The organism is Nonomuraea composti (assembly GCF_012034275.1).
Lineage (GTDB): Bacteria > Actinomycetota > Actinomycetes > Streptosporangiales > Streptosporangiaceae > Nonomuraea > Nonomuraea composti.
The window spans coordinates 13,710-40,060 of sequence record NZ_JAATEP010000013.1; the positions used below are offsets into that span (position 1 = coordinate 13,710).

The window sequence follows — 26,351 nt, forward strand, 5'->3', positions numbered from 1 at the left end:
CTGCACGAGCGGTGCCGGAACCTCATCCCAATTAACGACCCGCGGGCAGGCGTCGCTCAGGTCACGTACGCGGCCAGCAGCCGCCGGCGGCGGTACCCGAGGCGTTCGTACACGCCGATCGCCGCCACGTTCGCGTCGTCGACCATCAGCGCCGCCCGCCCGTAGGACGCCACGAGCTCGCGCGAGACCCACCCGCACACCAGCCCGGCCAGGCCGCGCCCGCGTAACGACGCCCGCGTGGCCACCCCGGCCAGCAACCCCACGGTGGGAGCCGGCCACGCGTCCGCCGCCACGGCGGCCAGCACGCCGTCCACCCGCACGCCCGCCCACCGCCGCACCCCCGGCGCGCCGGGCACCGCGTACGAGTGCGGCGCGTCGGCCGCCAGCAGCCGCGCCACCTCGTCCGCCGCACGGTCGTCCAGCCACCCGACGTCACCGGCCACGACGGTGGGCAGGTGGTCGCCGGACAGGCTCATCCAGGAGAACTCCGCGGCCTCCCGCACCCCCTCCAGCTTCCCGGCGACCTGCCGCACCAGCTCCACCTCACCCAGCGGCCGGTACGTCGGCCCCAGCTCGCCCAGCGCGTGCCGCACCAGCGCGACCGCGCTCGACGCGTCGCCCCACACGGCCAGCCGGTCGTGCCGCGACACCGCGGGGCTGCCCGCCACCACGGCCTCGCCCAGCGCCCACGCCCGCGACCCGCCGGACAGCCGCTGCGCCGTCCACATCACCAGGTCGTCGTCCGCGCACGCGGCCCGCAGGTCGTTCAGCGACCGTAACGCTCTGATCACAGGATCGCGCCGGGACGGTACGCGGCCGCCTCCGGATGCGCCGCCACGATCTCGCCCACCTGCGCGGCGACGGCCTCCACCTGGTCGGCCGCCGCCCCGGTGAACGACACCCGGTCCTCCAGCAGCGCCTCCAGCCGCGCCCGGTCCAGCGGGAACCGCTCGTCGGCCGCCAGCCGCTCCAGCAGCTCGTTGCCCGCGCCGCGCGAGCGCATCGCCAGCGCCGCCGCCACCGCGTGCTCCTTGATCAGCTCGTGCGCCTGCTCGCGGCCCACCCCGGCCCGCACCGCCGCCATCAGCATCTTGGTCGTCGCCAGGAACGGCAGGTAACGGCCCAGCTCGGCGGCGATCACCGCGGGGAACGCGCCGAACTCGTCCAGGACCGTCAGCATCGTCTCCACGAGCCCGTCGAAGGCGAAGAACGCGTCCGGCAGCGCCACCCGCCGCACCACCGAGCAGGACACGTCACCCTCGTTCCACTGGTCGCCCGCCAGCTCGCCCACCATGGACGCGTAACCGCGCAGCACCACGGCCAAGCCGTTGACCCGCTCGCAGGAGCGGGTGTTCATCTTGTGCGGCATCGCCGAGGAGCCGACCTGCCCCTCCTTGAACCCCTCGGTGACCAGCTCGTGCCCGGCCATCAGCCGGATCGTCTTGGCCAGCGACGACGGCGCCGCCGCCAGCTGCACCAGCGCGCTGACCACCTCGAAGTCCAGCGAGCGCGGATACACCTGCCCGACGCTGGTGAAGCGGCGCTCGAACCCCAGGTGCGCCGCCACCCGCCCCTCCAGCTCGGCCAGCTTGCCCCGGTCGCCGCCCAGCAGGTCGAGCATGTCCTGGGCGGTGCCCACCGGGCCCTTGATCCCGCGCAGCGGATACCGGCCGATCAGCTCCTCCAGCCGCCGGTAGGCCACCAGCAGCTCGTCGGCCGCCGTCGCGAACCGCTTGCCCAGCGTGGTGGCCTGCGCGGCGACGTTGTGCGAGCGGCCGGCCATCACGGTCGCCTCGTGCTCCTGCGCCAGCGCCGCCAGGCGGCCCAGCAGGGCCACCACCCGATCGCGGACCAGCAGCAGGCTGTCGCGCACCTGGAGCTGCTCGACGTTCTCGGTCAGGTCGCGCGAGGTCATGCCCTTGTGCACCTGCTCGTGCCCGGCCAGCGCGTTGAACTCCTCGATGCGGGCCTTCACGTCGTGCCGGGTGACCCGCTCGCGCGCCGCGATCGACTCCAGATCGACCTGCTCGACCACCTTCTCGTAGTCGGCGATCGCCCCTTCGGGCACCGCGATCCCCAGCTCGGCCTGCGCCCGCAGCACCGCCAGCCACAACCGGCGCTCAGCGATGATCTTGTATTCGGGCGACCACAGGCGCGCCAGCTCCGCCGAGGCGTAGCGGCCGGCCAGGACATTGGGGATACGCGGCTTGGAAGTCACGTTCGACAAGTGTAGGCATAGGCGTCCGGCGAGCCGACGCCTTCCCCTGTCGTCGGGGTGTTAGGTGTTTTATGGCGGTGATCGGATCTTGTCCGAACCCATCGCCTTTACAAAGTAGATCAATAGTCTTCCACCGTCATCGCGTTGTACAGGCGCGCGCTGCCGGTCGTCAGGCGCAGGAAGGCACGGCCGAGCGCCGGCGGCAGGGCGGAGACCAGGCGGGCCCCCCGCACCAGCCCCTGCACCCCCAGCCGGCTCGACGGGATGACCGTCCTGGCCGCCCCCAGCGCGACCTCGCGGCTGCCGCGCACAGGCCCCGCCATCGCCCGCTCGTAGGAGGCAAAGGCCCGCTCGTGGTCGCCGCCCGCCCGGGCCAGCTCCCCCGCCAGCACGTACGCGCCCACGATCGCCAGAGTGGTGCTGCCGCCGACGGCCGGGCCCGGGCAGTAACCGGCGTCGCCCACCAGCGTCACCCTCCCCCGCGACCAGGTGTCCATGCGCAGCTGGGTGATCGAGTCGAAGTAGAAGGCCGGGGTGCGGTCCAGCTCGGCCAGCCAGCGGTCCACCTCGGGGTGCATGCCGGTGAACGCGGCACGCAGCAGCTCCTTCTGCCGGGGCACGTCGCGGTGGTCGTAGTCGAGCTCGCGTTCGCTGCGGAACAGGAACAGCGCCCGCGCCTCGTCCAGGTGGCGCGCCCCGTACATGCCGGTGGTGCGGCCGGCGCCGACGTGCATGACCAGCTCGCCGTCGAGGCCGCGCACGTCCGGCAGGGTCAGCACCCCGAGGTAGGCGCCGGTGGCGGTGCTGAAGCGGGACTCCTCGCCGAAGACGAGGCGGCGCACGTTGGAGTGCAGCCCGTCGGCGCCCACCACGAGGTCGAACCGGCGCGGCGCGGCACGCTCGAACCGCACCTCGCCGTCGGGTGAGATCGCGGTGATCGAGTCGCCGAAGAGGTATTCGGTGTCGTCGCGGGCGGCGTCGTAATAGATCTCGCTCAGGTCGTCCCGCATGATCTCGACGTGCCGGTCGGAGGCGGCGCCGAACACCTTGGACAAGTCCGCCCGGACGGGCCGGCGCGCCCCTTCCGCGTAGGCGGTCATCCGGCGCGTGCCGGTGGCCCGCTCCTCCACGCGCGCCAGCACGCCCATCTTCTCGGTGATGTGCAGGGCGGGCTTGAACAGGTCCACCGCGTGGCCGCCGGTCTTGCGCAGGGTGGGCGCGCGCTCGACGACGGTGACGGAGAAGCCGTGCCTGATCAGCCAGTACGCGAGCACGGGGCCGGCGACGCTGGCGCCGGAGATGAGGATCCGCATGAGCCTGCCTTGTCGTCATGGATCGGTCTCCTCCACTGTCGCCCGGGATGCCCGCCGGCGGCTTGAACGAATGTTCCTCCCACCAGAAACTGACCAAAAGAACCGATCTGGTCAGTCCGTCGGGTAGCATCGCGGTCACGAGGCTGTGAGAGGAGTCGTCATGACGCACAACGGCAGGACCGGCCGCCGCGCCCTGGTGGTCGGGCTGGGCATCGCCGGCATCGCCACCACCCTGCGGCTACGGCAGGTCGGCTGGGAGCCCGTGCTGGTGGAGCGGGCGGCCGGGCGCCGCTCCGGCGGGTACTTCATCATGCTGTTCGGCACCGGCGTCGCCTCGGCGCGGCGGCTGGGCGTCCTGGACGCCATCGGCGACCGCGGTGACGCGAACCTCACCATGCACGAGGTCGACCGGGCCGGGCGGCGCCGCCCCGGCATGAGCCCGGCCGCGCTGCCCGGGCGCCCCCGCCAGCTGCTGCGCGGCGACATCGAGCAGGGCCTGTTCGCGGCCCTGCCGGACGACGTGGAGATCCGCTACCGCACGGTGCCCGGCACGATCGTCCAGGACGACGCCGGAGTGGACGTCACCCTGCGCGACACCGCGACCGGCAGTGCCGTCACCGAGCGGTTCGACCTCGTCGTGGGCGCCGACGGCATGCGCTCCACCGTGCGCGCGCTGACCTTCGGGCCGCAGGAGTACCTGCACCCCCTCAACTACATGATCGCCGCCACCGTCCTGGACGAACCCGTCGAGGGGTTCGCCCGCCACGAGGGGCTGGTGCTGGCCGAGCCGGGCCGCTCGGTGTGGACGTTCCCGTTCGCCGACCACGCCCCCGGCCTGCTGTTCTCCTACCGCACCGCGGACATCGACGCCGAGTTCACCCGCCCGCCCATCGCGTCCGTGCGTGCCGCCTTCGGCCCCGAGCCCGCCGGTCCCCTCCTGGAGAGCCTGCTCAGCCGTTTCGAGCAGGCGCCGGAGTTCCTGTTCGACTCCGTCCACCAGGTCAGGATGCCGCGCTGGCACCGCGGCCGGGTCGTTCTCATGGGGGACGCCGCCTGGTGCCTGACCCTGTACTCCGGCATGGGCGCCTCCAGCGGCATCGCCGGCGGCGAACTGCTCGGCACCATGCTGCAACGCCACGGCGACGACCTGCCCGCCGCCCTCGACGCCTGGGAGGCCCGGATGCGGCCGTTCATCGCCCACCAGCAGGACACCATCCTGTCCATGCGGCGCCTGTTCACCCCCAACGACCGCAGGGAGCAGCTCCTGCGCACCGGCATGCTGCGCCTGATGCGCGCCCCGGGCATCGGCCGGGCGATGAGCAAGATAATGGCCAAGGACATGCAGGCCAAGAACACGGACGTCGCCGCGGCCTGACCGCACGCGCGACCCGGTTCGCCGCCACCATCCGAGCACCCGAGCCCCCGAGCTTCCGAGGAAGAGGACCACCGGTGACCACCCAGCTGATCGAGCTCCACTCGCGCAAGGCCGCCCGCATCCTCGACAGTGCGCGCGACCTGGTGGCCGACCACGGCGTCCGCAAGGTCACCGTCAGCGAGATCGCCGCCGCGGCCGGGGTCGGCAAGGGCACCGTCTACCTGTACTGGGCCACCAAGGAGGACCTCATCCTCGGCCTGTTCGCCCGCGAGCTGCTCACCTTCCTCGACGAGGTCATCGCCCACCTCACCGCCGACCCCGCCGCCGTCCTGCCGCACCGCCTGGCCCCGCTGCTGATCCGCACCGGCCTGCGCTCCCCCCTGGCACCCCGCCTGCCCGCCCGCGACGCCGAACTGCTGCGGCTGCTCACCGGACGCGACGACGACCGCGCCCTGTTCGAACGCACCCGCCCCAGCGGCATGTGCCAGGCCGTCATGCCGGTACTGCGCCGCCACGGCCTGCTCCGCCAGGACCGGCCACTGGCCGACCAGGCGTACGCCATGCACGCCATGCTCGTCGGCTTCGGCACCGCCATGGCCGAGCCCGGCTCCGCCCCACCCAGCACCGCCGACCCCGCCACCGTCCTCGCCGACACCGTCGCCCAGCTCCTCGAACCCGCGGACGCGCCCGCCGAGCAGTCCATCGCCGCAGCCGCCGCCGACACCACCGCCGTCTTCCACGCCACCAGGAACGCCGTCCTCGACCTCATCGCCCGCAGCCAGACACCCCAGCAGTAACCCGCCCCGCCCCCGCATGGCGATCCTAATCAGGCTGTATGCCACCACCCAGGGGGTGCCGCACCCATTCTGGAAGGGCCTCACCGACCTCGATGCTGTTCTCATCCAGGCCGTTGGCGATACAGAAGCGGCCCCTGTCGAAGACGAACTCCACGGCGACGGTGCCACCCGCCATGTCGTCACGCGACGATGGATGCCACACGAGCAGAGCGACCTCGCGGAGTTCCTGGCCGACGAACGGCTCAAGCCGTTCGTCGGTGCCGGACCAGACCGGGGTGGGGTCGTCATCCTCCTCCCAGCCGGTGATCGCAGCCGCTGTGTCGATGGTGTTCCAGCTGATCGACAGCTCATCGAACTTCCAGTGGCTGATCTCCACCTGGACGCCGTCGAAGTCCAGGACGACGGGACAGTCGGCATACCAGTCCCCGTTCTCGATGAAACGTACGAGCGCGAAGCCTGTCAGACGCCGGCCGCCGAGCGCGGCCAGACCCTGCCCGTGTTCATCGCGGATGGCTTGGAGCCCGACGAGAAAAGTCGGCTCGAAGCCGGAGATACCCATCACGACAGGCGATTGTCCCAGCTACTCGATCCGGAAGTGAGCTCCCTCATGAGCAGGAAAGACCCGGTGAACCGTCCCGGCCACGGTCCTCAGGCGATCGGCGGCCACGGACCCGGTTCGCGGACTATGTCCGGAGGGCCGCTAGGCTGGCCAGGAGCTTGAGCCATTCCTCAGGATTTGCATGGTCGATGGTGAAACGAGTAACCGCCTTAACAATGTAGATCAATTTGCCTCCATCCGATTGTTGATCAGGCGGTCGATCGCTTCATCCCGGGGCAGGCCGGCGCCCCGCTGATAGGCCGTGGTGTAGCCGGTGTGGCCGAGCCGGTCCACGAGGGTGGATACGAGGGCGCTCAGTTCCAGGTCGCCGCGGTCGAAGGTGCCGCGGATGGCCTCGCTCATGCCGAGCGCGGTGGCCGCGCCCGCCGGATCGCCCTCCAGCAGCAGGAGCCGGGCCAGGAGCTGGGCGGCCAGCGGGAGGTCCATGTTCTGGTGTGCCGCCTGGATGGCGGCCGGCAGGCTCTGGCGCGCGCGGGTGGCGTCGCCGGCGGTCAGGAGGTTCGCCGTCCTGGCGGGCAGCAGCAGGCTGCGGCTCGTCTCCGGGGGGAGGGACGACGTGCGGGCGGCGCTCTCCAGCCGGTCGAGTTCGCGATCGGCCCGGTCGATCTCGCCGCGGCGGCGGTACAGCTCCGCCGCGCAGGCATGGACCTGGGTCTCCAGCAGGGGCAGGCCGCGCTCCCATGCCGCCTGTCGCGCGGTTTCGAGGTCGTGCGCGGCGCCCTTCATGTCGCCGGCGCGCATGCGCTGCGTGGCGAGCCCGAGCCGGGACGAGATCTCCTCCTGCCAGGCGAGGCCGGCGCTGATCGCGATGCTGCGCTCGTAGTCGGCGACCGCTTCGTCGTGGCGGCCCTCGACGGCGTGGATCTGCGCCGTGCCGTTCAGCATCATCGCGGTCCACCACCGGTCGCCCGCCTCCTCGAACGCGCGCAACGCCCGCACCGCCGCGCTCGCGCCGCCTTTCCAGTCCCCACGGGTGCGGCTGCGCAGCGCCTCGACCAGGTGGGTGTGCGCGACGGCCCAGCGGTCCGAGCCGGACCGGACCCGGGCGATCTCCCGGTCGGCCAGGTCGTCCAGGCCGGCCATGAAGGCGGCCGTCAGCGTCATGGTCAGCAGCATCGGATAGCGCAGCAGCGCGCCCGTCCGCGCGCAGTCCTCGACCGCCGCCCGCAACCGCCCGGCGTCCGCTTCACCGGCCAGCAGGTGGATCACGGTGAACGCGGCTCTGGCCGCCGGGGGCAGCGCGTCACCGAACTCCAGCACCCTGGCCACGTAGCCGTCGGCCCGGCCGTCATAGCGCAGCGTGTCCCAGTACCAGTACAGCGGGCCGAGGATCCGGGCCGCCGCCTCGGCGTCGCCGTCGTCGACGGCCGTCTGCAGGGCGTGCAGGAGGTTGTCGTACTCGAGGTCGAACACCCGCAGCGACTCCGCCTGCCGGTGCGAGCGCAGCAGCGGCTCGTGCCGCCCGGCCAGGCCGGCGTAGTGGCGCGTGAGCTTGTGTCGTACGGCTTCGTGCTCCCCGGCGGCGCGGAGCTGCTCGGCGGCGTACGCCCGGATGGTCTCCAGCATCCGGTAGCCGTCACCGGCCCGCTCCACGATGGACTTGTCCACCAGGCAATCCAGCACAAAGGCGACATCTTCCGCGGGGTCGTCCGAGCACACGGCCGCGATCGGGCCGAGGCCCGTTCGCGCCGGGAAGATCGACATCCGGCGGGCGAGCGTCCGCTCCTGGTCGGTGAGGAGGTCCCAGCTCCAGGTGATGACCGCCCGGAGCGTCTGCTGCCGCGGCTGGGCCGTGCGGTTGCCGGTGGCGAGCAACCGGAAGCGATCGTCCAGCCGCCCGGAGAGCTCGTCGGCGTTCATGGTGCGCAGCCGCGCCGCGGCCAGCTCCAGGGCGAGGGGCAGGCCGTCCAGGCGGCGCACGATGGTCACCACCGGGCCCGCCGTCGACGCGTCCAGCGTGAAGCCGGGCCGTACGGCGGCCGCCCGGTCGAGGAACAGCCGCACCGCGCTGGCCTGGGCGGCGCGAACGGGGTCGGCGTGTGCCGGGGGCAGGGCGAGCGGCGCCAGCCGGCACAGCGCCTCGCCCATGACGTCCAGCGGCTCCCTGCTGGTGGCCAGGACGGTCAGGGACGACAGACGTTCGAGCAGGTGGCAGGCGAACTCGGCCACGGCTGCGGCGATCTGCTCGCAGTTGTCCAGGACGAGCACGCCCTCGCCGCCGGCCAGCAGGGTGACCGACCGATCGAGCGGAGTCCCCGGCGGCAGGGCCTCCGTCGTGGCGATGGTGCCCAGCACCGCCTCGGGCAGTCCATCCGGCGTGTCCACCCCGGCCAGGGGGACGAACCAGACGCGGCCGCGCCGATGGGCCCGATGCCGGCGCGCCGCCTCCACGGCCAGGCGGGTCTTGCCCACTCCCCCGGGACCGACGACCGTGACCAGCCGCGCGTTCTCCAGCAGGCCGGCGAGCAGGCTCAGCTCCTCCTGCCGGCCGACGAGGCCGGTCAGCGGGGCCGGCAGCCGGCCCGGTGCCGCCCTCCGGTGCTCGGGCGGCTCGCTCCGGCCGCGCAGCACCGCCAGGTGCGTCTTACGCAGCTCCTCGGAGGGGTCGACGCCCAGGTCCTCGGCGAGCGTGCGGCGCACCTGCTCGTACAGGGCCAGCGCCTCGGCCTGACGGCCGGCCGCGTGCAGCGCCCGCATCGTCAGGACGGCCAGCCGCTCGCGCAGCGGATGTGCCGCGGCCGCCGCCTGCAGATCGGCCAGGATCTCCGTGTGCTCGCCCAGCAGCAACTTCGCCTCGAACCAGTCCTCGGTGGCCGCGGTCCGCAGCTGCTGCAGCCGGGTGGCGGCCGAAGCGGCGAAGGGAACGTCGAGCACGTCGGCCAGCGCCTCCCCCCGCCACAGCGCCAGCGCCTCGCCCAGCAGCGCGGCCGCCTTCCGGCCGGCGCCGGCGGCCAGCTCACCGCGGCCCTGCCCGGCCAGCTTCTCGAAGCGGCAGGCGTCGACGTCCTCGGCGCGCACGTGCAGCCGGTAGCCGCCGGAGGCCAGCTCGACGACCTCGCCGTCGCCCAGCGCCCGCCGCAACCGGTACACCAGCGCGTGCAGCGCTCTGACGCTCTCCCGTGGCGGGCGCTCACCCCACAGCGCGTCGATGAGCGCATCGGCGGGCACCACCTCGCCGCCCGCCAGCGTCAGCCTGGCCAGCAGCGCACGCACCCTGACCCCGCCGACGTCGATCGGCGCCCCGCCGTCGCCGTAGGCCCGCACCGGCCCCAGCACCTCGATCCGCATGGCCACCAGGCTATGAGGGTCCGCTCACAGCGATCACGCCGCCTGTCGTAGCGCTGTGAGAGCGCTGTGAGAGCGCTGTCACCGGCGGCCCGCATCGTGGAGACCGTCCAACGACGGATATGTGAAAGGCAGGACATGCACGACAAGACGCAGCAGGTGCTCGAGTGGGCCGTCTCCGAGGTCGGCGTCCCGGGGATCGTCACCGAGGTCAGCAATCCCGACGGCACCACCTGGTTCGGCACCGCCGGCGTGGCCGATCTGACGACCGGCGCCCAGCGGGTGCCAGGGGAGCTGGTGCCGATCGGCAGCGGCGACAAGGCCTTCATCGCCGGCGTGATCCTCACCCTGGAGGCGGAAGGCCGGCTGGACATCGAGGACCCGGTCAGCACGTGGTTGCCCGGCGTGCTGGACACCGGCGGCTACGACGGCACCAAGATCACCATCAGGCATCTGCTCAGCAACACCGGCGGCCTGTTCTCCACCGGTCTGGCGCCGGAGCTGGTGGCCCGCTACACCAGCCGGTCCGCGTTCGCCCGGCACCGCTTCGACGCCTGGAGCCGGCAGGACCTGCTGCGCCTGGCGGTCTCCCAGCCGCCGGTCGGCCGGCCCGGTGAGCGCTTCGTCTACTCCAACGGCGGCTTCGCCGTGTGCGTGGCGCTCATCGAGCAGGTCACCGGCACCACCTACGCCCAGGAGGTCGAGCGCACGCTCTTCCAGCCGCTCGGCCTGACCTCCAGCTACGTGCGGCCCGAAGGGGAGACCACCTTCCCCGGCCCGCACCCGCGCGCCTACTCCACCCAGTTCTACAAGGACGGCGTGGACCCGGCCGGCGTCACCCCCGGCAACTGGGAGTCGATGGTCGAGGAACCCGGGCTCGCGCCCCTGGACGTCACCGAGTTCGACACCTCCTGGGAGCCCGGCAACATCGTCTCGACCACCGGTGACATGCTCCGGCTCATCACCGCGCTGGCCGGCGGGTCCCTGCTGCCGCCCGCGCAGCACCGCAAGATGTGGACCACGGTCTCCACCGAGGGCGCCAACTGGCTGCCGCACACCCGCTACGGGCTCGGCGCCTTCGAGCTCGACCCGGCGGTGACCGGCGGCATCCCTGCGCGCGGGGTGGCGGGCAGCTACTGGGGGCACATGTTCGGCGCCCTGGCCACGCCCGACGGCGAGCGCGCGATCGCCTTCCACACCAACACCGAGGCCAAGAGCTGGGAGCTGCTGTTCAAGCTCGCCCGGACGGGCCTCGCCGGCTGAGGCACCGGGCGCTCCTGCCGCCGTGCAGCCGGACGCCCGGCGGGATGCGGCGATCCCGCCGGGCGTCCGGCACCTTCCCAAGGAGTCAGGCCGGCTGGCCCGCCAGGTTCTCCTTTCCCGCCTCGTCCGCACTGCGCTCGCCGCCCTGCGCGCCCGACGCGTGCCGCGGGCCGCGGTCGCGCTTCCTGGTCACCACCACGTACAGGGTGGGCACCAGAATCAGGGTGAGCAGGGTCGAGGAGATCAGGCCGCCGATCACCACGATGGCCAGCGGCTGCGAGATGAAGCCGCCCGAGCCGGTCACGCCCAGCGCCATCGGCGTCAGCGCGCAGATCGTGGCGACCGCGGTCATCAGGATCGGGCGCAGGCGGCGCCGGCCGCCCTCGATGACCGCCTCGACGACGCCCATGCCCTGGTCGCGGTACTGGTTGATGAGGTCGATCAGCACGATCGCGTTCGTCACGACGATGCCGATCAGCATCAGCATGCCGATCAGCGCCGGCACGCCGAGCGCCGTGTCGGTCGCGACCAGCAGGCCGATCGCGCCAGTGGCCGCGAACGGGATCGACACCAGCAGGATCACCGGCTGGATGAAGCTGCGGAACGTCGCCACCATGATGAGGAACACGATCGCGATCGCGGCCAGCATCGCCACGCCGAGGTCGGAGAAGGCGTCGGCCTGGTCCGCCGACACGCCCCCGATCTTGTACGAGGCGCCCGCCGACAGCCGCAGCCCGTCGAGCTTCGCCGTCAGGTCCTGCGTCACGGCGCCGAGGTTGCCGGAGTCGGCCGCCTTGGCCGAGACCGTGGCCGAGCGTTCACCGTCGATCCTGGTCACCTGCGTCGGGCCGGCCACCTCGCGCACGTCGGCCACCGTCGACAGCTTGACCGTGCCGCCGGCCGTGGCCAGCTTCAGGTCCTCGATCGCCTTGATGTCGTCCGGCGCGTCCGCGCCGCGCAGCACCAGGTCGCTGGCGCGGCCGTCCAGGGTGATCTGGCCCAGCGGGGCGCCGCGGAAGGCCTGCGCCACCGCCTGCCCGACCTGCGCCTCCGACAGGCCGCGCTCGGCGGCCTCCTCCCGGTCGACGACGACCTCGACGCGCGGCGCGCTGGTCTCCAGGTTGGAGGTCAGGTCGCGCAGCCCGGACACCTCGCCCATCGCGGTCTTGACGGCGTCGGTGGCGGTGCGCAGCGTCTCGGTGTCGGGCGCCTGCACGATCACCTCGATCGTGTCGGAGGCGAACCCGCCGCCGCCGGACCCGCCGACGGTGACCTCGCCGACGCCCGACAGGCCCGCGATCTTGTCGCGCAGCGCCTGCTCGACCGTCGCCGTGTCGGCGTCCTCCTTCAGGGTGACCGAGTACGACGCGCGGTCCGCGCCGCCGCCGGTGCCGCCCATCATGGCGTTGCCGCCGCCCACGTTCACCTGGTACGTGTCTACGCCGTCCTGCCCGGCCAGCACGTCCTCGACCTTCTTGGCCGCCTTGTCGGTGGTCGCCAGGTCGGTGCCCACCGGCATGCGCTGCGAGATCGACAGCGTGTTCTGGCCGGAGGAGTCCAGGAAGTTCGTCTGCAGCCCGCCGGCCAGGCCCATCGTGCCCACGAACACCGCCACGCCGATCAGGATCGTCACCAGCTTGAAGCGGGTGGCGAAGCGCAGCACCGGCAGGTAGGCCCGCTGCAGCGGCGAGCGCAGCTCCTTGGCCTCGGCCTCCTCGCGCTGCTTGCGCGCCTCCTCCGGCGTCAGGTCGGGCGCCTTGAGGAACCAGAACGCCAGCACCGGCACCACGGTCAGCGACACCAGCAGCGAGGCCAGCAGCGCCACCGTCACCGTGATCGCGAACGGGCTGAACAGCTCGCCGACCATGCCGCCGACCATGGCGATCGGCGCGAACACCGCCACCGTCGTCAGCGTCGAGGCGGTCACCGCGCCGGACACCTCGCGTACCGCGGCCAGGATCGCCTGCAGCTTCGCCTCGCCGTAGGCGAGATGCCGTTTGATGTTCTCCAGCACCACGATCGAGTCGTCCACGACCCGGCCGACGGCGATCGTCAGCGCGCCCAGCGTCAGCATGTTCAGCGAGTAGTCGCCCGCCCACAGCACGATCAGCGCGATCACGACCGACAGCGGGATCGACACCGCGGTGACCAGCGTCGAGCGCACCGACAGCAGGAACACCAGGATGACCAGCACCGCGAACGCCAGGCCCAGCAGGCCCTCGGTGGTCAGGCTCTCGATCGACTGCTCCACGTACGGGGCCTGGTCGAACACGACCGACACGGCCGTGTCGGAGCCGTCGCCGAGCGCCTTGGTCAGCTCCGGCAGCTTCTCGGTGACGGCGTGCGAGATCGCGACCGCGTTGCCGTCGGGCACCATCGTCACCGACACGCCCAGGCTGGACTTGCCGTCGGTACGGGTGATCGTCGTGGCGTCCGCCAGCCCGCGCGTGATCGTGGCGACGTCCCCCAGCTTGACCGGCTTGGGCGGCTTCGGCGGCGCGACGGCCTGCTGCGGCACCTGCCCGCGCCCCTGCGCCTGCGCCCGGCCGGCCTGGGCCTGAGCCTGAGCTTGGGCCTGCTGCTGGGCGGCCGAGGGCTGGGCGGCCGAGGGCTGGGCGGGGGTCAGGTAGAGGTTCTTCAGCTTCTCCACCGAGTCGACCCGCGAGCCGACCTGCACCGACAGCGACTTGTCGTCGGCGGTGAGCGTGCCGGCCGGGATCGGCGTCCCGTTCGCCTTGAGCACGTCGGGGATCTGCGCCGCCGAGACGCCCTTCTGCGCCATCTTCTTGGTGTCCGGCTCGATCGTGACGACCTCGTCGCGGGTGCCGGTGATCGTGGCCTCACGTACGCCTTCGACGCCCTGCAGCTCCGGCACCACGATGCGGCGCAGCTTGTCGGCCATCGCCCGCTCGTCGCCGCCGTCGCCCACGGCCAGCACCAGCACCGGGATGTCGTCGGTGTTGCCCGCCACGACCTGCGGGTCCACGCCATCGGGCAGGGTCACCCTGCTGATGGCCTGCTGCATCTTGTTCAGCGACGACTCGATGTCGGTGCCGTACTCGAAGGCGACCTGGATCTGCGCCAGGCCCTCCTTCGAGGTCGAGGTCATCTGCTCCATCCCGGTGAGCCCCTGGAAGGAGTCCTCGATCGGGGCGGTCACCTGGTCCTCGACGATCTCGGGCGACGCGCCCGGATACGACGCGACCACGAACGCGCCCGGGAACGACAACGACGGCAGCAACTGCTGTTTCAACTGCGGGATCGTGAACGCGCCGAACGCGGTGATCACGACCGCCACCAAAATCACCAGGCTCCGGTTGACCAGGCTCAACCGAGCAAATGCGGTCATAGGGTCCCCTCCCAAGAGTTCGCCCCAGACTAACACTTTGCCTTGTACGAATATTTAGATCACTCAAGCGTTCCTGATAACCTTCTCAGGAAGCGAGAGGTGAGCGTGAGCAACGAACGCGAAGACCTGATCCGCCGGATCACCGAGACACAGCGAGGCCTGGCACGGCTGTTCGCCCAGCACCGATCCCCCCTGTTCAGCTCCAACCTCACCATGAGGCAGCTCAAGGTCATCATGATCCTGTCCATGAACGGCTCCGCCTCCGGCCAGGACCTGGCCCACAACCTCGGCGTCGGCCTCGGCACCGTCACCGGCATCGTCGACCGGCTCGTCGCCCAGGGGCTCGTCAGCCGGCACGAGGACCCGCACGACCGCCGCGTGCGCCGCGTCGAGCTCACCCCCGCGGGCGCGAGCGTCATCGAGGAGATCAACAACGCCGGCATCCAGCAGTACCGGCGCATCATGGAGCACCTCGACACCGAGACCCTGCGCACCCTCGACCACGTCACCCGCACCATCCGCGACGTCGCCGACAAGCTCGCCTCGGACAAGACAGACCTGGGCAAGACAGACCCGGACAAGACAGACCCGGACAAGACAGACCCGGACAAGACAGACCCGGACAAGACAGGCCCAGAGAAGACCGACCCGGACGGGCCGGCCGTCCCAGGCGAGCTCGCCCCTGACAACGCGTGAGGCGCCGCGCCGGTTCCGGCCGCTGCGGGGTTTGTTCTCAGGGTTTATGGGGCAAGCTTCGACCCGGCGCCTTTACAAAGTAGATTTCTATGCCAGGCGTGACAGCACCGGCGGCAGCTCGCCCTCGTACACCACCGTCAGCCGCCGCGTGGCCCGCGTCACCGCCACGTACAGGTCCTGCCCGCCCATCGGCGACTGCCCGATGATGCCCGCCGGATCGACCACCACGACCGCGTCGAACTCCAGCCCCTTGGCCTGCCCCACCGTCAGCACCACCACCGGCGCGTCCAGGTCCCCCGCCGGGAAGAGCCGCGCCACCTCCGCGTGCCGGGCGTCCGGCGTCAGGACGGCCAGGCGGCCCTGCTCCGCCCCGGCGCCGATCTCGGCCAGCTCCCCGGCCACCAGCTCCGGCAGCCCGGAGACCGGCATGCGGACGGCGCGCGGCTCCGCCTCGCCCTCGCGGACCGACTCCGGCGGCTCCTGGCCGGGCGCGAACGCGCGCAGCACGTCGGCGGCCACCCGCATGATCTCCACCGGCGTGCGGTAGTTGACCAGCAGCCGCTCCTCCCGCCAGCGCCCCTCCAGGTACGGGTCCAGCACCTCCGCCCACGAGCGGGCCCCGGCCGCCGAGCCGGTCTGCGCCACGTCGCCCACCACGGTGAGCGACTTGGCCGGCACCCGCCGCATGATCATCCGCCAGGCCATCGGCGACAGCTCCTGCGCCTCGTCCACGATCACGTGCCCGTAGGCCCAGCCGCGGTCGGCCGCCGCCCGGTCGGCGGTGGTCAGCTCCAGGCCGTCGTCGGCGTGCCGGCCGGCCAGCACGTCGGCCCGCTCGAACAGGCCCGACTCGGCCACGCCTGTCACGGTCAGCACCTCACGCGCGTACAGCTCCTGCTCGGCGACCTCCTCGCCCTCCAGACGGGCCGCCGCCCGCCGGGCCGAGTCGTCCTCGCCCAGCAGCTCGGCCGCCTCGTCCAGCAGCGGCACGTCCTCCACCGTCCACGGCGTCTGGCGGGGGCGCAGCAGCGCCTGCCAGTCCAGGCCGGGCGGCGCCGCCCGGCGCAGCAGGTCCGGCGAGGCCAGCAGGTCGGCCACGAACTCTTGCGGCGTCAGCTCCGGCCACAGCCCGTCGACCGCCCGCCGCACCGCGGGCTCGCCCCACAGCCGCTGCGAGGCCAGCTCCAGGTCCAGCTCGTCGAGGTCGCCCTCCAGGTCGAGCGGCTCGCTCAGCTCCGGCTCGCCCTCGATGACCAGGTCCTCGATGTGCAGCGACTCCTCCAGGGCTCGCGCCTCGGCCTTGGCCAGCTCCTTGAGCAGCTCGGTGACGTACAGCTTGCGTGCCATGTTGTGCGGCAGACGCACCGCGCGCGCCCGCTCGCGCAGGCGCGCGCACGTCTCGCGCGGCACCCGCAGCCGCAGCCCGTCGAGCTCCACCACCAGGTCGTCCTCGGGGACGGGCCGGCGCAGCTCCAGCGCCGCGGCCACCACCTCCGCCATCCGCGGGTCGCCCTTGACGACGGCGGTCCGCGGCTCGTCGGCCGCCGAGGCCCGCACGCCGGGGAACATCTCCCCCACCGTGGTCATCACCACCTGCGTCTCCCCCAGCGCGGGCAGCACCTGGCCGATGTAGCGCAGGAACATCGGGTTGGGGCCGACCACCAGCACGCCGCGCCGCTCCAGCGTGTCGCGGTGGGTGTAGAGGAGGTAGGCGGCGCGGTGCAGCGCCGCGACCGTCTTGCCGGTGCCCGGGCCGCCCTGCACGACCAGGGCGCCCTGCAGCGAGGCGCGGATCACGCGGTCCTGCTCGGTCTGGATGGTGGCCACCACGTCGCCCATCCGGCCGGTGCGGCCCCGGCGCAGCGCCGCCAGCAGGGCCGCCTCGCCGACCAGCGTGCGCCGGTCGCCCTCGCTCATCCGCTCCAGGTCGAACACCTCGTCGTCGATGCCGACGACCACGCGGTCCTTCAGGTGCAGGTGCCGGCGCCGCACCAGCCCGCCCGGGTCGGTGGCGGTGGCCACGTAGAACGGCCGCGCCGCCGGCGCCCGCCAGTCGATCAGGACCGACTCGTGCGCCTCGTCGCGCAGGCCGATCCTGCCGATGTACGTGCTGGCGCCCGCGGCGTCGTCGATGCGGCCGAAGCACAGGCCCCGCTCGACCGCGTTGAGCTGCGCCAGGCGGCGCGCCTGCTCCGAGGCCAGCGCCTCGCGCTCGACCCGCGCCTGGCGGGTGACGGCGATCGAGCCGCTCGCGTACACCTCGCGCAGCGTGCGCTGGGCGTTGTGCCGGGCCGCGTCGAGCCGCTCGTAGAGCCACGACACGGTGCGCTGTTCGGTGTCAAGGGCTTGCGCGAGACCATCTTGACGATTAGTCATTCGGTGGTATACTCCTAACAGGAGGTCTGTGGGAGCTCGTAGTGGAGAATGGTAATCCTCGAGCTTAGACCCGCCTGCCGCCGTCACGCAAACCCCCCTGTGCGGCTCAGGCCGCCGTCGGCCTGCTGAACAGCGCCGACAGCAGGAAATCCGCGCCGAAGAGCGGCCCGCCGGGCGGCTGCGGCGTCATCGGGCGCAGCTCCACCTCGGCGTAGTCGGCGAACAACCACCGCAGCTCCTCCGGCGTGTACGCCAGCCCCCCGTGCAGCTCGCCGTCGCGGTACAGCTCCTCGTCGCTCTGGTCCGACCCCATCCGGCCGGCCGCGAAACACGTCACCCCCAGGTGCCCGCCCGGCGCCAGCACCCGCTCCAGCAGCGCCCGGTAGCTGACCCGGCGGTGCGGCGGCAGGTGGTGCAGGCAGCCCGAGTCGTACACCAGGTCGTACGGCCCGGCCAGCTCCGGCGCGGTGAACGCGTCGCCGCACACGAACCGCACCTGTACCCCCGCCTCCGCCGCGCGCTCCCGCCCCCACGTCACGGCGGCGGGCGACAGGTCCACCGCGTCCACCTCGAACCCGCGCGAGGCCAGGAACACCGCGTTCCTGCCCGGCCCGCAGCCCAGGTCCAGCGCCCGGCCGGGAGCCAGCAGCCCCCGCTCCACGTAGGAGGCCAGGCTCTCGTCAGGGCCCGCCACGAAGAACGGCACCGGCTTGGACCGGTCGGCGTAGAAGCCGTCCCACCAGGTGGAGGCGTTGCCCGTCCACCGGTCGGCGCCGGCGGCGAACATCGTGTCCATCAGGGCCAGGACGTCGTCGATCGTACGGATGGTGCGCTTCACTCGGGATCTCCGGAAGGTAGAAGGGGGCCGCCCCGCGCGGCCCGACCCTCGCGATCCTACGGCCATCGGCCCTTGTTCTCCCTGGTCAACGCGCCCTTCCGGCAGGCCGGGAAGGCGCCGTGGACCGCCCGTCCCGCGTGGCCCGGACCCGTGCTTCGCGGAGGGGGTGCGCGCCCGCCGTCCGCGCGTCCGGAGGCGGGGACGGGCCTTCCAGCGCGGCGCCGGCACCCGTTCCGGGCGCGGCCGGCTGTGCCGTTGGTCACACTGAGGGCGGGGCGTTCCGGGGAGACGGCGGGTGCTAGCTTTCTCCAGCATGTCGGACTATCTGCGGGAGCTGTTCTCCCTTCACGGCCGGCGCGCGCTGGTGACCGGCGGCAGCTCCGGGATCGGGTACGCCGTCGCCGAGGCGATCGGCCGGGCCGGGGCCGAGGTCGTGGTGGTGGCCCGCGGGCGCGACAAGCTGGAGGAGGCCGTGGCCCGGCTGCGCGGGCACGGCGTCACCGCCTCCTGGATCAGCGCCGACCTCGGCGAGCGCGACGACGTGCGGCGGGTGTGCGAGAGCGCCGGCGCCATCGACATCCTCGTCAACGACGCCGGCAACAACATCCGCAAGCCCATGGCCGACCTGACGGCCGGCGACTTCGAGCGCACGCTCGCCGTCAACTTCACCGCCCCCTACCTGCTCGGCCAGCACTTCGGGCCGCTGATGGCCGCGCGCGGGTGGGGCCGCATCATCAACGTCGGCTCCCAGCAGTCGATCAGCGCCTTCGGCGACAGCGGCATCTACGGCGCCGCCAAGGCGGGGCTGGCCGGCCTGACCCGCTCCCAGGCCGAGGCGTGGTCAGCGGCCGGGGTGTGCGTGAACACGATCATCCCCGGCTTCGTGCTGACCCCGCTCACCGAGCCCGCCCAGGCGGTGCCCGGCCGGGTGGCGGCGATGGCCGCGCGGCACATGGCCGGGCGCAACGGGGTGCCGGAGGACTTCGCGGGCGCCGCGGTGTTCCTGGCAGGGAACTCCTCCTCGTTCGTCACCGGCCAGATGCTCTTCGTGGACGGCGGCTTCTCCGTTCACTGACCCCCCGGTCAGGCGACGGCGGTCAGGAGGTCGAGGAGGGCCTGGGGCGCGTCGCGCATGAGGTTGTGCCCGCCGTCGAGGGCGTGCGTGGACCACGACGGGTCCGCGCGCAGCCGCTCATAGGTGGGGGTGAACGGGGACGGGCCGTCCCAGCCCGTGGCGTAGGCGTAGACGCGGCGGCGGATCCGCTCCAGGCCGCCGGTCAGGCGCAGCGGCTGCATCAGGGAGGCGAGCGGGTGCGCGGTGGCGCGCGGGTCGAAGAACGGCAGCGGCCGCACGGCGCAGCCGGTGTCGTCGACGTCGGCGTACCACTGCCGCTCCCGCTCGGAGACGAGCTTCCAGCACGAGTCGCCGTCCCCCGGCACCATGGCGTCGAGGTACACCAGGGCGGAGACGCGCTCCGGCACCCGGTCGGCGACGCCGGTGATCACCATGCCGCCGTAGCTGTGCCCCACGAGCACGACGTCGGTCAGGCGCTCGGCCTCCAGGACGGCGGTGACGTCGTGGAGGTGGGTGTCGAGGTTGACCGTGCCGTGCAGCAGGTGGGCCCGCTCGGCGACGCCGGTCAGGGTCAGCGGGTGGACCTGGTGCCCGCGGGCCCGCAGCCGCCCGGTCAGCTCCTCGTAGCACCAGCCGCCGTGACACATGCCGGGGATCAGGACGTAGGTGGCCATGACGACTCCAGAGATCGAACCGATCGGTACGATCTCCGACGATAGCACTGCCGGACGGCGGCGGGCGCCTTTACGCTGTAGATTACTTACGGCGGAACTCCCGCTCCCCCACCCCCTCGCGCCACGCGGTGATGACGAGCTCGTCGCCCTGCACCCTGGTCCACGCCACCTCGGTCAGCTCGACGCGGAACAGGTGCGAGTCGGAGCCGGAGACGCCGTAGGCGGCCCGCTCCCGCTCGTCGGCGGTCTCCACCGCCCGGCCCGACAGCTTCAGATCACCCTCCCAGGAGGACGGGTCGCCGCGGTCGGGGTCGCGCGAGGTGACGTGGATCGCCATGCGCGGATCGCGCCGCAGGTCGGCGGCCTTGACCGCGCCGGGCATCGAGCCCGTCCAGAGCTCGCCGTCGTGCAGCTTCGTCTCGATGCCGCTCACCCTCGGCGAGCCGTCCTTGCGCAAGGTCGCCAGCACCTTGTGCGTGTAGGTGTCCATCAGCCGCCGGGCGGCCTTCGCCAGCTCCGGCGCCTGGCTCTCGAACTCCTGCCATGAAGCCATGGCGCCCATCATGCCGGGCGCGGCCGACAGAATCGGCCCCTTCCTGAATCGGCGTTTACAAACGCGGGCCCGGCTCGCTAGGTTTGTAAACGAAGAGTCATTTACTAATGGGGGGACGCATGCCCATCAACCGTTCGTTCAGGTGCTCGGTGTTCATCGGGGTCAGCCTCGACGGGTTCATCGCCCGCCGCGACGGCGATCTGCACTGGCTCACCAGCAGAGGCGAGGCCGCCGGGAGCGACCTCGGCTACGAGGAGTTCATCGCCGGCATCGACACCGTCGTCATGGGGCGCGGCACGTACGAGCCGGGCCGCTCCTACGACCCGTGGCCGCACGAGGGCCGCCACTGCGCCGTCCTGAGCAGCACCCTGCCGCTGGACGCCGACCCGCGCGTCACCGTCCACCGCGACCTCGGCACGCTGCTGCGCGAGCTGGAGGAACGCGGCACCAAGAGCGTGTACGTGGACGGCGGGCAGGTCATCCGGACGTTCCTGCGCGAGGGGCTGATCGACGAGCTGACCATCACCACGGTGCCGGTGCTGATCGGCACCGGCCTGCCGCTGTTCGGGGCGACCGGCGGGGACGTGCCGCTCGTGCACCTGGCGACCAGGGTGTTCGGGGCGGGCGTCGTGCAGTCCTCCTACGCCGTGGACCGCACCACCTGACCCGGCCCCTCGCCTGGGCACCTACCGCCGCCAGATGGGTAGGAGGCCGATGGTGGAGGTGACCGGGCGAGGGGGTGGGGACATGCACAGCGACATGCACAGCGACGGGCACAGCGACGGGCACAGCGACGGGCACAGCGACGCGCAGAGTGACGCGCAGAGTGACGGTGAGCGCGCCCTTGGCGGCCTGCTGGAGGCCATGCACCTGGCCGGCATGGAGGACCTGCCGCCCCAGGCGAACGAGCACGCCCGCATGGCCGGCTTCTCCCACGCCGTCATCTACGCCACCGACCTGCAGCAGCAGCTCCTCGTGCCGCTGCCGGGCCAGCACGACGCCGCCGGGCGCCCGTTGGAGAGCCTGCGCATCGACGGCACCATGCCGGGCCGCGCCTTCCGCGCGGTGACGATCGTGCGCGCCCGCTCGCCGCACGACGAGCGGACGCCGATGTTGTGGCTGCCGCTGCTGGACGGCACCGAACGGATCGGCGTGCTCGGGCTGGGCGTGCCGCACGACGGGAAGCTCACCGAGACGCGAGCCAAGGACCTGGCGTCGCTGGTGGCGCTGATGGTGATCAGCAAGCGGCCGCACAGCGACTCCTTCGCCCGGCTCGTACGCGCCCGCCCGCTGACCCTGTCGGCCGAGGTGCTGTGGAACCTGCTGCCGCCCGGCACGTTCGCCAACGACGACGTCGTGATCAGCGCCGCGCTGGAGCCCGCCTACGAGATGGGCGGCGACGCCTTCGACTACGCGCTCGACGGCGAGACCCTGCACCTGTCGATCTTCGACGCGATGGGGCACGACGCCTCGGCCGGGCTGACCGCCACCATCGCTATGGCCGCCTGCCGCAACAACCGCCGGCACGGCATGGAGCTGGCCGGCCTCGGCGACGCGATCGACGCGGCCATCAGGGAGCAGTTCAGCGGCCGCTTCGCCACCGGCATCCTCGCGGAGCTCGACCTCGGCTCCGGGCACCTCACCTGGGTCAACCGCGGCCACCACCCGCCGCTGGTGCTGCGCGACGGCCACCTGGTGGCCTCGCTGGGCAGCGTGCCCGACCCGCCGATGGGCTTCGGCCTGAACGTCTCCACCGGCCCGCTGCACTACCAGCTGGAGCCGGGCGACCGGCTGCTGTTCTACACCGACGGCGTCATCGAGGCGCAGAGCCCGGACGGGGAGCTGTTCGGGCTGGAGCGGTTCATCGACTTCGTGGTGCGGCGGGAGGCCGACGGGATGTCGGCGCCGGAGACGCTGCGCCGCCTCATCCAGGCCATCCTCGCCCACCAGCGGGGGCGGTTGCAGGACGATGCGACCGTGGTGACGGTGGAGTGGCAGACGCGGCGCCGCTTCCAGCTCGTCCTCTGATCCCGGCACATGGGATGATCGCCCGCATATCGTACAGATCACGAGAGAGGCGGACAGGGTGCCAGAGCAGCAGGCGCGCCGCGTGCCCGGGACGGACACCCCGCTGGAGGCGATCACCCTCGGCACCTCGGCGCTGGGCCGCGAGCCCGGCGGGCAGCGGCTGGCGCGGGAGCTGGTGTCCGGCCGGTTCCGGCAGCTCGACACCTCCAACGAGTACGCCGGCGGCCGCAGCGAGACCCTGATCGGCCAGGTGATCGGCCAGGTGCCCGGCGACGGGGTGACGGTGTTCTCCAAGGCCGACCGCGACCCCGGCACAGGCGTCTTCGACGGTGACCGGGTGATGCGCTCGTTCGAGGAGACGATCTCCCGGCTCGGCGTCTCCACGCTGCCGGTCTACCACCTGCACGACCCGTTCACGATCACGGTGCGGGAGGCGATGGCGCCGGGCGGCGCCGTGCCGGCGCTGGTGGCGCTGCGCGAGCAGGGCCTGGTCGGCGCCATCGGCATCGCCGCGGCCGGCGGCACCCTGGTGGAGGACTACATCCGCACCGACGCCTTCGACGCGGTGCTCACCCACAACCGCTACACCCTCGTCGACCGGAGCGCCGAGGACATCCTGCGGCTGGCCACCGAGCGGCGCATGCTGGTCTTCAACGCCGCGCCGTTCGGCGGCGGCATCCTGTCCGGCTCGCCCCGGCACGCCTCCCGCTACGGCTACCGGCCGATCTCACCCGAGTTCGGGCGGCACGTGGAGAAGGTGCGGGAGCTGTGCGAGCGGTGGCGGGTGGCGCTGCCGGCGGCGGCCCTGCACTTCTCGCTGCGCGAGCCGCGCGTGCACTCCACGGTGGTCGGCATCACCTCCGTCGAGCGGCTCAAGGCGCTGGACGCCCTGGTGGACGCGGTGATCCCGGACGCGTTCTGGGAGGAGCTGGACGCGCTGGGCGCGCCGCCGCCGTCCCCGGTGGACTGAGCGATCAGCCTGCGGGTAGGGGCGCTGGTTCCTGAGGGGAGGACAGGCGTGCCGCTCGAAGCGCTGATGAGCACCGCCCTGGGCATGCGGGTGGCGGCGTGGCGCAGCCGGGGGCCGGGGCCCGCCGTGGTGTGCGTGCACGGGGCCGGGGTGTCGAGCCGGGAGCTGCTGCCGTTCGTCCGCGCCATGGGCGTCACGCACGACGCCTGGAGCCTCGACCTGCCCGGGTTCGGGCGCAGCGAGAAGCCGCCGGCGCCGCTCACGCTGACCGCGCTCGCCGACACCGTCGCCGGGTGGCTGCGCGGCAGCGGGCTAGAGCGGCCGTGCCTGCTCGGCGGGTCGTTCGGCTGCCAGGTGGCCGTGGACCTGGCCGCCCGGCACCCGGGCATGGCCGGCGCGCTGGTGCTGGTCGGGCCGACCGTGGACGCGCGCTCGCGGACGCCGGCCCGCCTGGTCGGCCAGTGGCTGCGCAACTCCGTGCGGGAGAGCCCGCGCATGCTGCCGCTGAACGTCGCCGACTACGCCGACGCCGGGCCGCGCCAGGTGCTGGCCGCCTTCGGCACCTCGATGCGCGACCGGATCGAGGACAAGCTGCCGCACGTCGGCGTGCCCGCCCTGGTGGTGCGGGGCGGCGCGGACCGGATGGTGAGCCAGGCGTGGGCCGAGGAGGTGACCCGGCTGCTGCCCCGGGGAAGGCTCGTGGTCATGGACGGGCTGCCGCACATGGTGCCGTACAAGGATCCCGCGGGGCTGGCGCGCGAGGTCGCCGCGTTCCTGGAGACGTGGTGAGGCCGCAGAAGGCGGTGGCGTCGTTCGACTCGGCCACCGGGATGCTGCGGGCGCTGTCGCGGTTCCTGCGCGACCGGGACGTGCCCATGCTCGGGCAGGGCCCGCGCGTGCTGGAGCCGGTGGCCGCCGCCGTGGCCGGAGCGGCGGCGCGGCTGCCGCGCCCGGCCAAGGAGAAGCTGTACGCGGCCGGCGGGTGGGCCGAGGCGGTGCCGCCGCGCCGCGTCCCCGGCATCCGCTCCGAGGAGCTGGCCCGCTGGGTGAGCGGCCACTACCCGCGCGGCCCGTACCCGGTGGCGTTCGTCGGCTCCTCCAACGGCGCGCTGGTGCACCTGGCGGCGGCGCTGCGGGCGCCGTGGCTGCCGCAGACGCTGCTGCTGCCGGTCCGGCGGCACGGCGTCGGCCCCGACGACCCGCGCGGCGACCTGCGGGCGGCCCGCGCGGCCGGGCAGGCGCTGCTGGCCGCCAACCCCGACCTGGTGCTGCACCACATGCACGACGCCAACCAGGACCGGCTGATGATCGCCGGCATGACGTACTTCCGGGTCAAGTGGCGGCGGCTGCCCGAGGCGTACCGGCGCTTCCTGGAGGAGTCGCTGCCGGCCGGGGCGACGCTGGTCGTCTCCGAGTGCGGGCTGCGCCGGCCGGTCACGCGGGTGGGGCCCCGGTACGTGTTCCAGCACGGCGCGCTGGGCGGCGCCACCCCGCGGGAGTACGAGAGCGGCGGGCCGCGGGTGGCCGCCTACCTGGCCCGCTACGGCGCCGGCCGGGACCGCTGGGACTACCCGCCCGCCGACGGCGACGCCCCGGAGGCGGAGTGGGGGTTCGAGCCGGAGCTGCTGGGCGACCTGGAGGAGCTGGCGGCGCGCAACGGGTGGCGGCTGGCCCGGCTGCGCCACGCCGAGCCGGAGGACCTCAGCCCGGTCGTGGCCGAGCTGTACCGCGACTGGTACCGGCGGCGGGGGCTGCCCGCCGACCGGCTGCTCGTCGAGTGCTTCCTGCTGCTGGAGCCGTGGTGGGCGCTGCGCAGCGGGTCGGTGCCGTACTGGATGGTGTTCAACGCCGAGCAGTCGCACGCCCGCGCCATGGCCTACCTGGACGGGGCGGATCCGTTCGACGAGATCCGGCTGATGCTGTTCTCGCACGGGGTGGAGTCGGTGGGGCTGGCCGGGATCGGCGACTGGCGGCGGCTGCTGGCGCGGGCGCGCAAGGTCGGCGTGTTCACCGGCGTGGACACCCGCGCCTACCCGCGCGACTTCGCCGCGCTGATCCGCGGGCACCGGGAGCTGGCCAGGATCAGGACGACGTACCCGATGCCGCTGCCGCTGGAGTGGGAGGCGGCCGCGGAGTTCCTGGCCGGGCGGCAGGAGATCGGCTGGTCAGGCGGGTAGCGGCAGCGCCGGCCCGCCGGTGATAAGGCGTTTCAGCGCAGGCGGCGGTCGAGGGCCGGGGCCAGCTCCGTGGTGGTCAGGAGCAGCGCGACGACGTACTCCACGAGGTGGTCGCGATCGGTGTCCACGTCGCCGCGCAGCCAGGCCGACAGCAGCTCCCACAGGCCGCTGACCACGGTCAGCGCGGTCATCGCGAGGTCGGTCTCGCCCAGGGGCACCTCGTCGAGCAGCTCGCGGGCCTGGTCGGCGTAGATGCCGGCCAGCACCTCGATGATCTTCCTGCGGCGTTCCTGGAGCAGCGGGCTGGCGGGGAACTCGCCGGCCAGCACGCGGGCGCGGCGCGGGTCGGCGGTCAGGAAGTCGACGATGGCGCTGACCACGGCCGTGGCGCGGGGCCGCGGGCGGCGCGGCGCCCGGCGGGCGACGGCCGTGATCAGGGCGGTGGCCTGCGCGGCCTGGTCGTCGACCACGGCCAGCAGCAGCGCGTCGAGGTCGGGGAAGCTCTCGTAGAAGTAGCGGTCGTTGAGCCTGGCCCGGGCGCACACGCTCCGTACGGTGGCGGCGGCCCACCCGCGCGTGCCCAGCACGTCGAGGCCCGCCTCCATCAGCGCGGCCCGCCGGGCGGCGCGGCGCTGCTCGGCGGGCACGCCGCCGTAGGGACGCAGGGAGGTGCGGTGGGGCGTCATGCCCCCGATTCTGCCGCAGCCCTTGACGGGCGCGGCGAATCTGGTGATGGTGAACACCA

Annotated in this window: 20 protein-coding genes and 2 pseudogenes; 10 read left to right on the top strand and 12 right to left on the bottom strand. The window is 72.9% G+C overall.

Annotated elements, in window-relative coordinates:
* Positions 1-56 precede the first annotated feature (56 nt).
* The 3 genes from HCN51_RS62310 to HCN51_RS19655 all read right to left on the bottom strand — a co-directional run bounded on the left by HCN51_RS62310 (position 57) and on the right by HCN51_RS19655 (position 3,531).
* Complete coding sequence (locus HCN51_RS62310) at positions 57-791, bottom strand: GNAT family N-acetyltransferase (RefSeq protein WP_168010988.1); 735 nt, start codon at positions 789-791, stop codon at positions 57-59.
* Positions 788-2,218 (bottom strand): adenylosuccinate lyase, encoded by a 1,431-nt coding sequence (purB, locus tag HCN51_RS19650; protein ID WP_168010989.1) that lies wholly within the window; start codon positions 2,216-2,218, stop codon positions 788-790. The genes HCN51_RS62310 and purB overlap by 4 nt, the downstream gene beginning before the upstream one ends.
* 119 nt (positions 2,219-2,337) lie before the next feature.
* Entirely contained in the window at positions 2,338-3,531 is a 1,194-nt protein-coding gene (locus tag HCN51_RS19655) for an FAD-dependent monooxygenase (protein ID WP_168010990.1), read from the bottom strand.
* 160 nt (positions 3,532-3,691) lie between these two features.
* Between HCN51_RS19655 and HCN51_RS19660 the strand changes: the two genes are divergently transcribed.
* Complete coding sequence (locus HCN51_RS19660) at positions 3,692-4,906, top strand: FAD-dependent monooxygenase (RefSeq protein WP_168010991.1); 1,215 nt, start codon at positions 3,692-3,694, stop codon at positions 4,904-4,906.
* 74 nt (positions 4,907-4,980) lie between these two features.
* Positions 4,981-5,703 carry a TetR family transcriptional regulator gene (locus HCN51_RS19665; protein WP_168010992.1) on the top strand — a complete coding sequence of 241 codons (723 nt, stop codon included), beginning with the start codon at positions 4,981-4,983 and terminating at the stop codon, positions 5,701-5,703.
* A 25-nt stretch (positions 5,704-5,728) separates the two neighbouring features.
* Here the strand turns inward: HCN51_RS19665 and HCN51_RS19670 are convergent, their stop codons facing one another.
* The gene (locus tag HCN51_RS19670) at positions 5,729-6,265 is read right to left on the bottom strand and encodes a hypothetical protein (RefSeq protein WP_206067267.1); all 537 of its coding nucleotides are present in this window, start codon (positions 6,263-6,265) and stop codon (positions 5,729-5,731) included.
* Positions 6,266-6,484: 219 nt separating this feature from the next.
* Complete coding sequence (locus HCN51_RS19675) at positions 6,485-9,610, bottom strand: AfsR/SARP family transcriptional regulator (RefSeq protein ID WP_168010993.1); 3,126 nt, start codon at positions 9,608-9,610, stop codon at positions 6,485-6,487.
* 135 nt (positions 9,611-9,745) lie between these two features.
* Between HCN51_RS19675 and HCN51_RS19680 the strand changes: the two genes are divergently transcribed.
* The gene (locus tag HCN51_RS19680; RefSeq protein ID WP_168010994.1) at positions 9,746-10,870 is read left to right on the top strand and encodes a serine hydrolase domain-containing protein; all 1,125 of its coding nucleotides are present in this window, start codon (positions 9,746-9,748) and stop codon (positions 10,868-10,870) included.
* Between the two features lie 85 nt (positions 10,871-10,955).
* On the opposite strand, the gene HCN51_RS19685 is transcribed toward HCN51_RS19680, so the two are convergent.
* Positions 10,956-14,219: an efflux RND transporter permease subunit gene (locus HCN51_RS19685; RefSeq protein ID WP_168010995.1), complete on the bottom strand. Its 3,264-nt coding sequence runs from the start codon at positions 14,217-14,219 to the stop codon at positions 10,956-10,958.
* 213 nt (positions 14,220-14,432) lie between these two features.
* Here HCN51_RS19685 and HCN51_RS62995 point away from each other — a divergent pair.
* A pseudogene (locus tag HCN51_RS62995) lies at positions 14,433-14,615 on the top strand (MarR family winged helix-turn-helix transcriptional regulator); the annotation flags it as partial.
* A 179-nt stretch (positions 14,616-14,794) separates the two neighbouring features.
* On the opposite strand, the pseudogene HCN51_RS63000 reads toward HCN51_RS62995, so the two are convergent.
* From HCN51_RS63000 to HCN51_RS19700, 3 genes and pseudogenes are all read right to left on the bottom strand, one after another.
* A pseudogene (locus tag HCN51_RS63000) lies at positions 14,795-14,908 on the bottom strand (hypothetical protein); the annotation flags it as partial.
* 94 nt (positions 14,909-15,002) lie between these two features.
* Positions 15,003-17,291, bottom strand: a complete 2,289-nt coding sequence (locus HCN51_RS19695) for a HelD family protein (protein WP_168010996.1) — start codon at positions 17,289-17,291, stop codon at positions 15,003-15,005.
* Positions 17,292-17,397: 106 nt separating this feature from the next.
* Positions 17,398-18,129, bottom strand: coding sequence for a methyltransferase domain-containing protein (locus HCN51_RS19700; RefSeq protein ID WP_168010997.1), 732 nt, complete (start codon positions 18,127-18,129; stop codon positions 17,398-17,400).
* A gap of 313 nt (positions 18,130-18,442) precedes the next feature.
* On the opposite strand from HCN51_RS19700, the gene HCN51_RS19705 reads away from it, so the two are divergent.
* Positions 18,443-19,204, top strand: a complete 762-nt coding sequence (locus HCN51_RS19705; RefSeq protein ID WP_168010998.1) for an SDR family NAD(P)-dependent oxidoreductase — start codon at positions 18,443-18,445, stop codon at positions 19,202-19,204.
* A gap of 8 nt (positions 19,205-19,212) precedes the next feature.
* Here the strand turns inward: HCN51_RS19705 and HCN51_RS19710 are convergent, their stop codons facing one another.
* A complete protein-coding gene (locus tag HCN51_RS19710; protein WP_168010999.1) occupies positions 19,213-19,878 on the bottom strand; it encodes an alpha/beta fold hydrolase in 666 nt (221 codons plus the stop codon).
* Positions 19,879-19,960: 82 nt separating this feature from the next.
* The gene (locus HCN51_RS19715; protein ID WP_168011000.1) at positions 19,961-20,431 is read right to left on the bottom strand and encodes a pyridoxamine 5'-phosphate oxidase family protein; all 471 of its coding nucleotides are present in this window, start codon (positions 20,429-20,431) and stop codon (positions 19,961-19,963) included.
* Positions 20,432-20,550: 119 nt separating this feature from the next.
* Here HCN51_RS19715 and HCN51_RS19720 point away from each other — a divergent pair, with 119 nt between their 5' ends.
* The 5 genes from HCN51_RS19720 to HCN51_RS19740 all read left to right on the top strand — a co-directional run bounded on the left by HCN51_RS19720 (position 20,551) and on the right by HCN51_RS19740 (position 25,606).
* The gene (locus HCN51_RS19720; protein WP_168011001.1) at positions 20,551-21,096 is read left to right on the top strand and encodes a dihydrofolate reductase family protein; all 546 of its coding nucleotides are present in this window, start codon (positions 20,551-20,553) and stop codon (positions 21,094-21,096) included.
* Positions 21,097-21,178: 82 nt separating this feature from the next.
* On the top strand, positions 21,179-22,459 hold the full coding sequence (locus HCN51_RS19725) for a PP2C family protein-serine/threonine phosphatase (RefSeq protein ID WP_240973032.1): 1,281 nt from the start codon (positions 21,179-21,181) through the stop codon (positions 22,457-22,459).
* Between the two features lie 58 nt (positions 22,460-22,517).
* Positions 22,518-23,429, top strand: coding sequence for an aldo/keto reductase (locus HCN51_RS19730; protein ID WP_206067271.1), 912 nt, complete (start codon positions 22,518-22,520; stop codon positions 23,427-23,429).
* Positions 23,430-23,477: 48 nt separating this feature from the next.
* A complete protein-coding gene (locus tag HCN51_RS19735) occupies positions 23,478-24,218 on the top strand; it encodes an alpha/beta fold hydrolase (RefSeq protein ID WP_168011002.1) in 741 nt (246 codons plus the stop codon).
* Positions 24,215-25,606, top strand: coding sequence for a hypothetical protein (locus tag HCN51_RS19740; RefSeq protein ID WP_168011003.1), 1,392 nt, complete (start codon positions 24,215-24,217; stop codon positions 25,604-25,606). The genes HCN51_RS19735 and HCN51_RS19740 overlap by 4 nt, the downstream gene beginning before the upstream one ends.
* A 32-nt stretch (positions 25,607-25,638) precedes the next feature.
* On the opposite strand, the gene HCN51_RS19745 is transcribed toward HCN51_RS19740, so the two are convergent.
* Positions 25,639-26,292, bottom strand: a complete 654-nt coding sequence (locus tag HCN51_RS19745; RefSeq protein WP_168011004.1) for a TetR/AcrR family transcriptional regulator — start codon at positions 26,290-26,292, stop codon at positions 25,639-25,641.
* Positions 26,293-26,351 lie beyond the last annotated feature (59 nt).

What these genes read in the sequence shown, in the direction of transcription:
- HCN51_RS19655 (WP_168010990.1), bottom strand. Translation starts at nt 3,531, where the DNA reads ATGCGGATCCTCATCTCCGGCGCCAGCGTCGCCGGCCCCGTGCTCGCG.
- HCN51_RS19660 (WP_168010991.1), top strand. Translation starts at nt 3,692, where the DNA reads ATGACGCACAACGGCAGGACCGGCCGCCGCGCCCTGGTGGTCGGGCTG.
- HCN51_RS19675 (WP_168010993.1), bottom strand. Translation starts at nt 9,610, where the DNA reads ATGCGGATCGAGGTGCTGGGGCCGGTGCGGGCCTACGGCGACGGCGGG.
- HCN51_RS19680 (WP_168010994.1), top strand. Translation starts at nt 9,746, where the DNA reads ATGCACGACAAGACGCAGCAGGTGCTCGAGTGGGCCGTCTCCGAGGTC.
- HCN51_RS19685 (WP_168010995.1), bottom strand. Translation starts at nt 14,219, where the DNA reads ATGACCGCATTTGCTCGGTTGAGCCTGGTCAACCGGAGCCTGGTGATT.
- HCN51_RS19695 (WP_168010996.1), bottom strand. Translation starts at nt 17,291, where the DNA reads ATGACTAATCGTCAAGATGGTCTCGCGCAAGCCCTTGACACCGAACAG.
- HCN51_RS19705 (WP_168010998.1), top strand. Translation starts at nt 18,443, where the DNA reads ATGTCGGACTATCTGCGGGAGCTGTTCTCCCTTCACGGCCGGCGCGCG.
- HCN51_RS19710 (WP_168010999.1), bottom strand. Translation starts at nt 19,878, where the DNA reads ATGGCCACCTACGTCCTGATCCCCGGCATGTGTCACGGCGGCTGGTGC.
- HCN51_RS19715 (WP_168011000.1), bottom strand. Translation starts at nt 20,431, where the DNA reads ATGGCTTCATGGCAGGAGTTCGAGAGCCAGGCGCCGGAGCTGGCGAAG.
- HCN51_RS19720 (WP_168011001.1), top strand. Translation starts at nt 20,551, where the DNA reads ATGCCCATCAACCGTTCGTTCAGGTGCTCGGTGTTCATCGGGGTCAGC.
- HCN51_RS19725 (WP_240973032.1), top strand. Translation starts at nt 21,179, where the DNA reads ATGCACAGCGACATGCACAGCGACGGGCACAGCGACGGGCACAGCGAC.
- HCN51_RS19745 (WP_168011004.1), bottom strand. Translation starts at nt 26,292, where the DNA reads ATGACGCCCCACCGCACCTCCCTGCGTCCCTACGGCGGCGTGCCCGCC.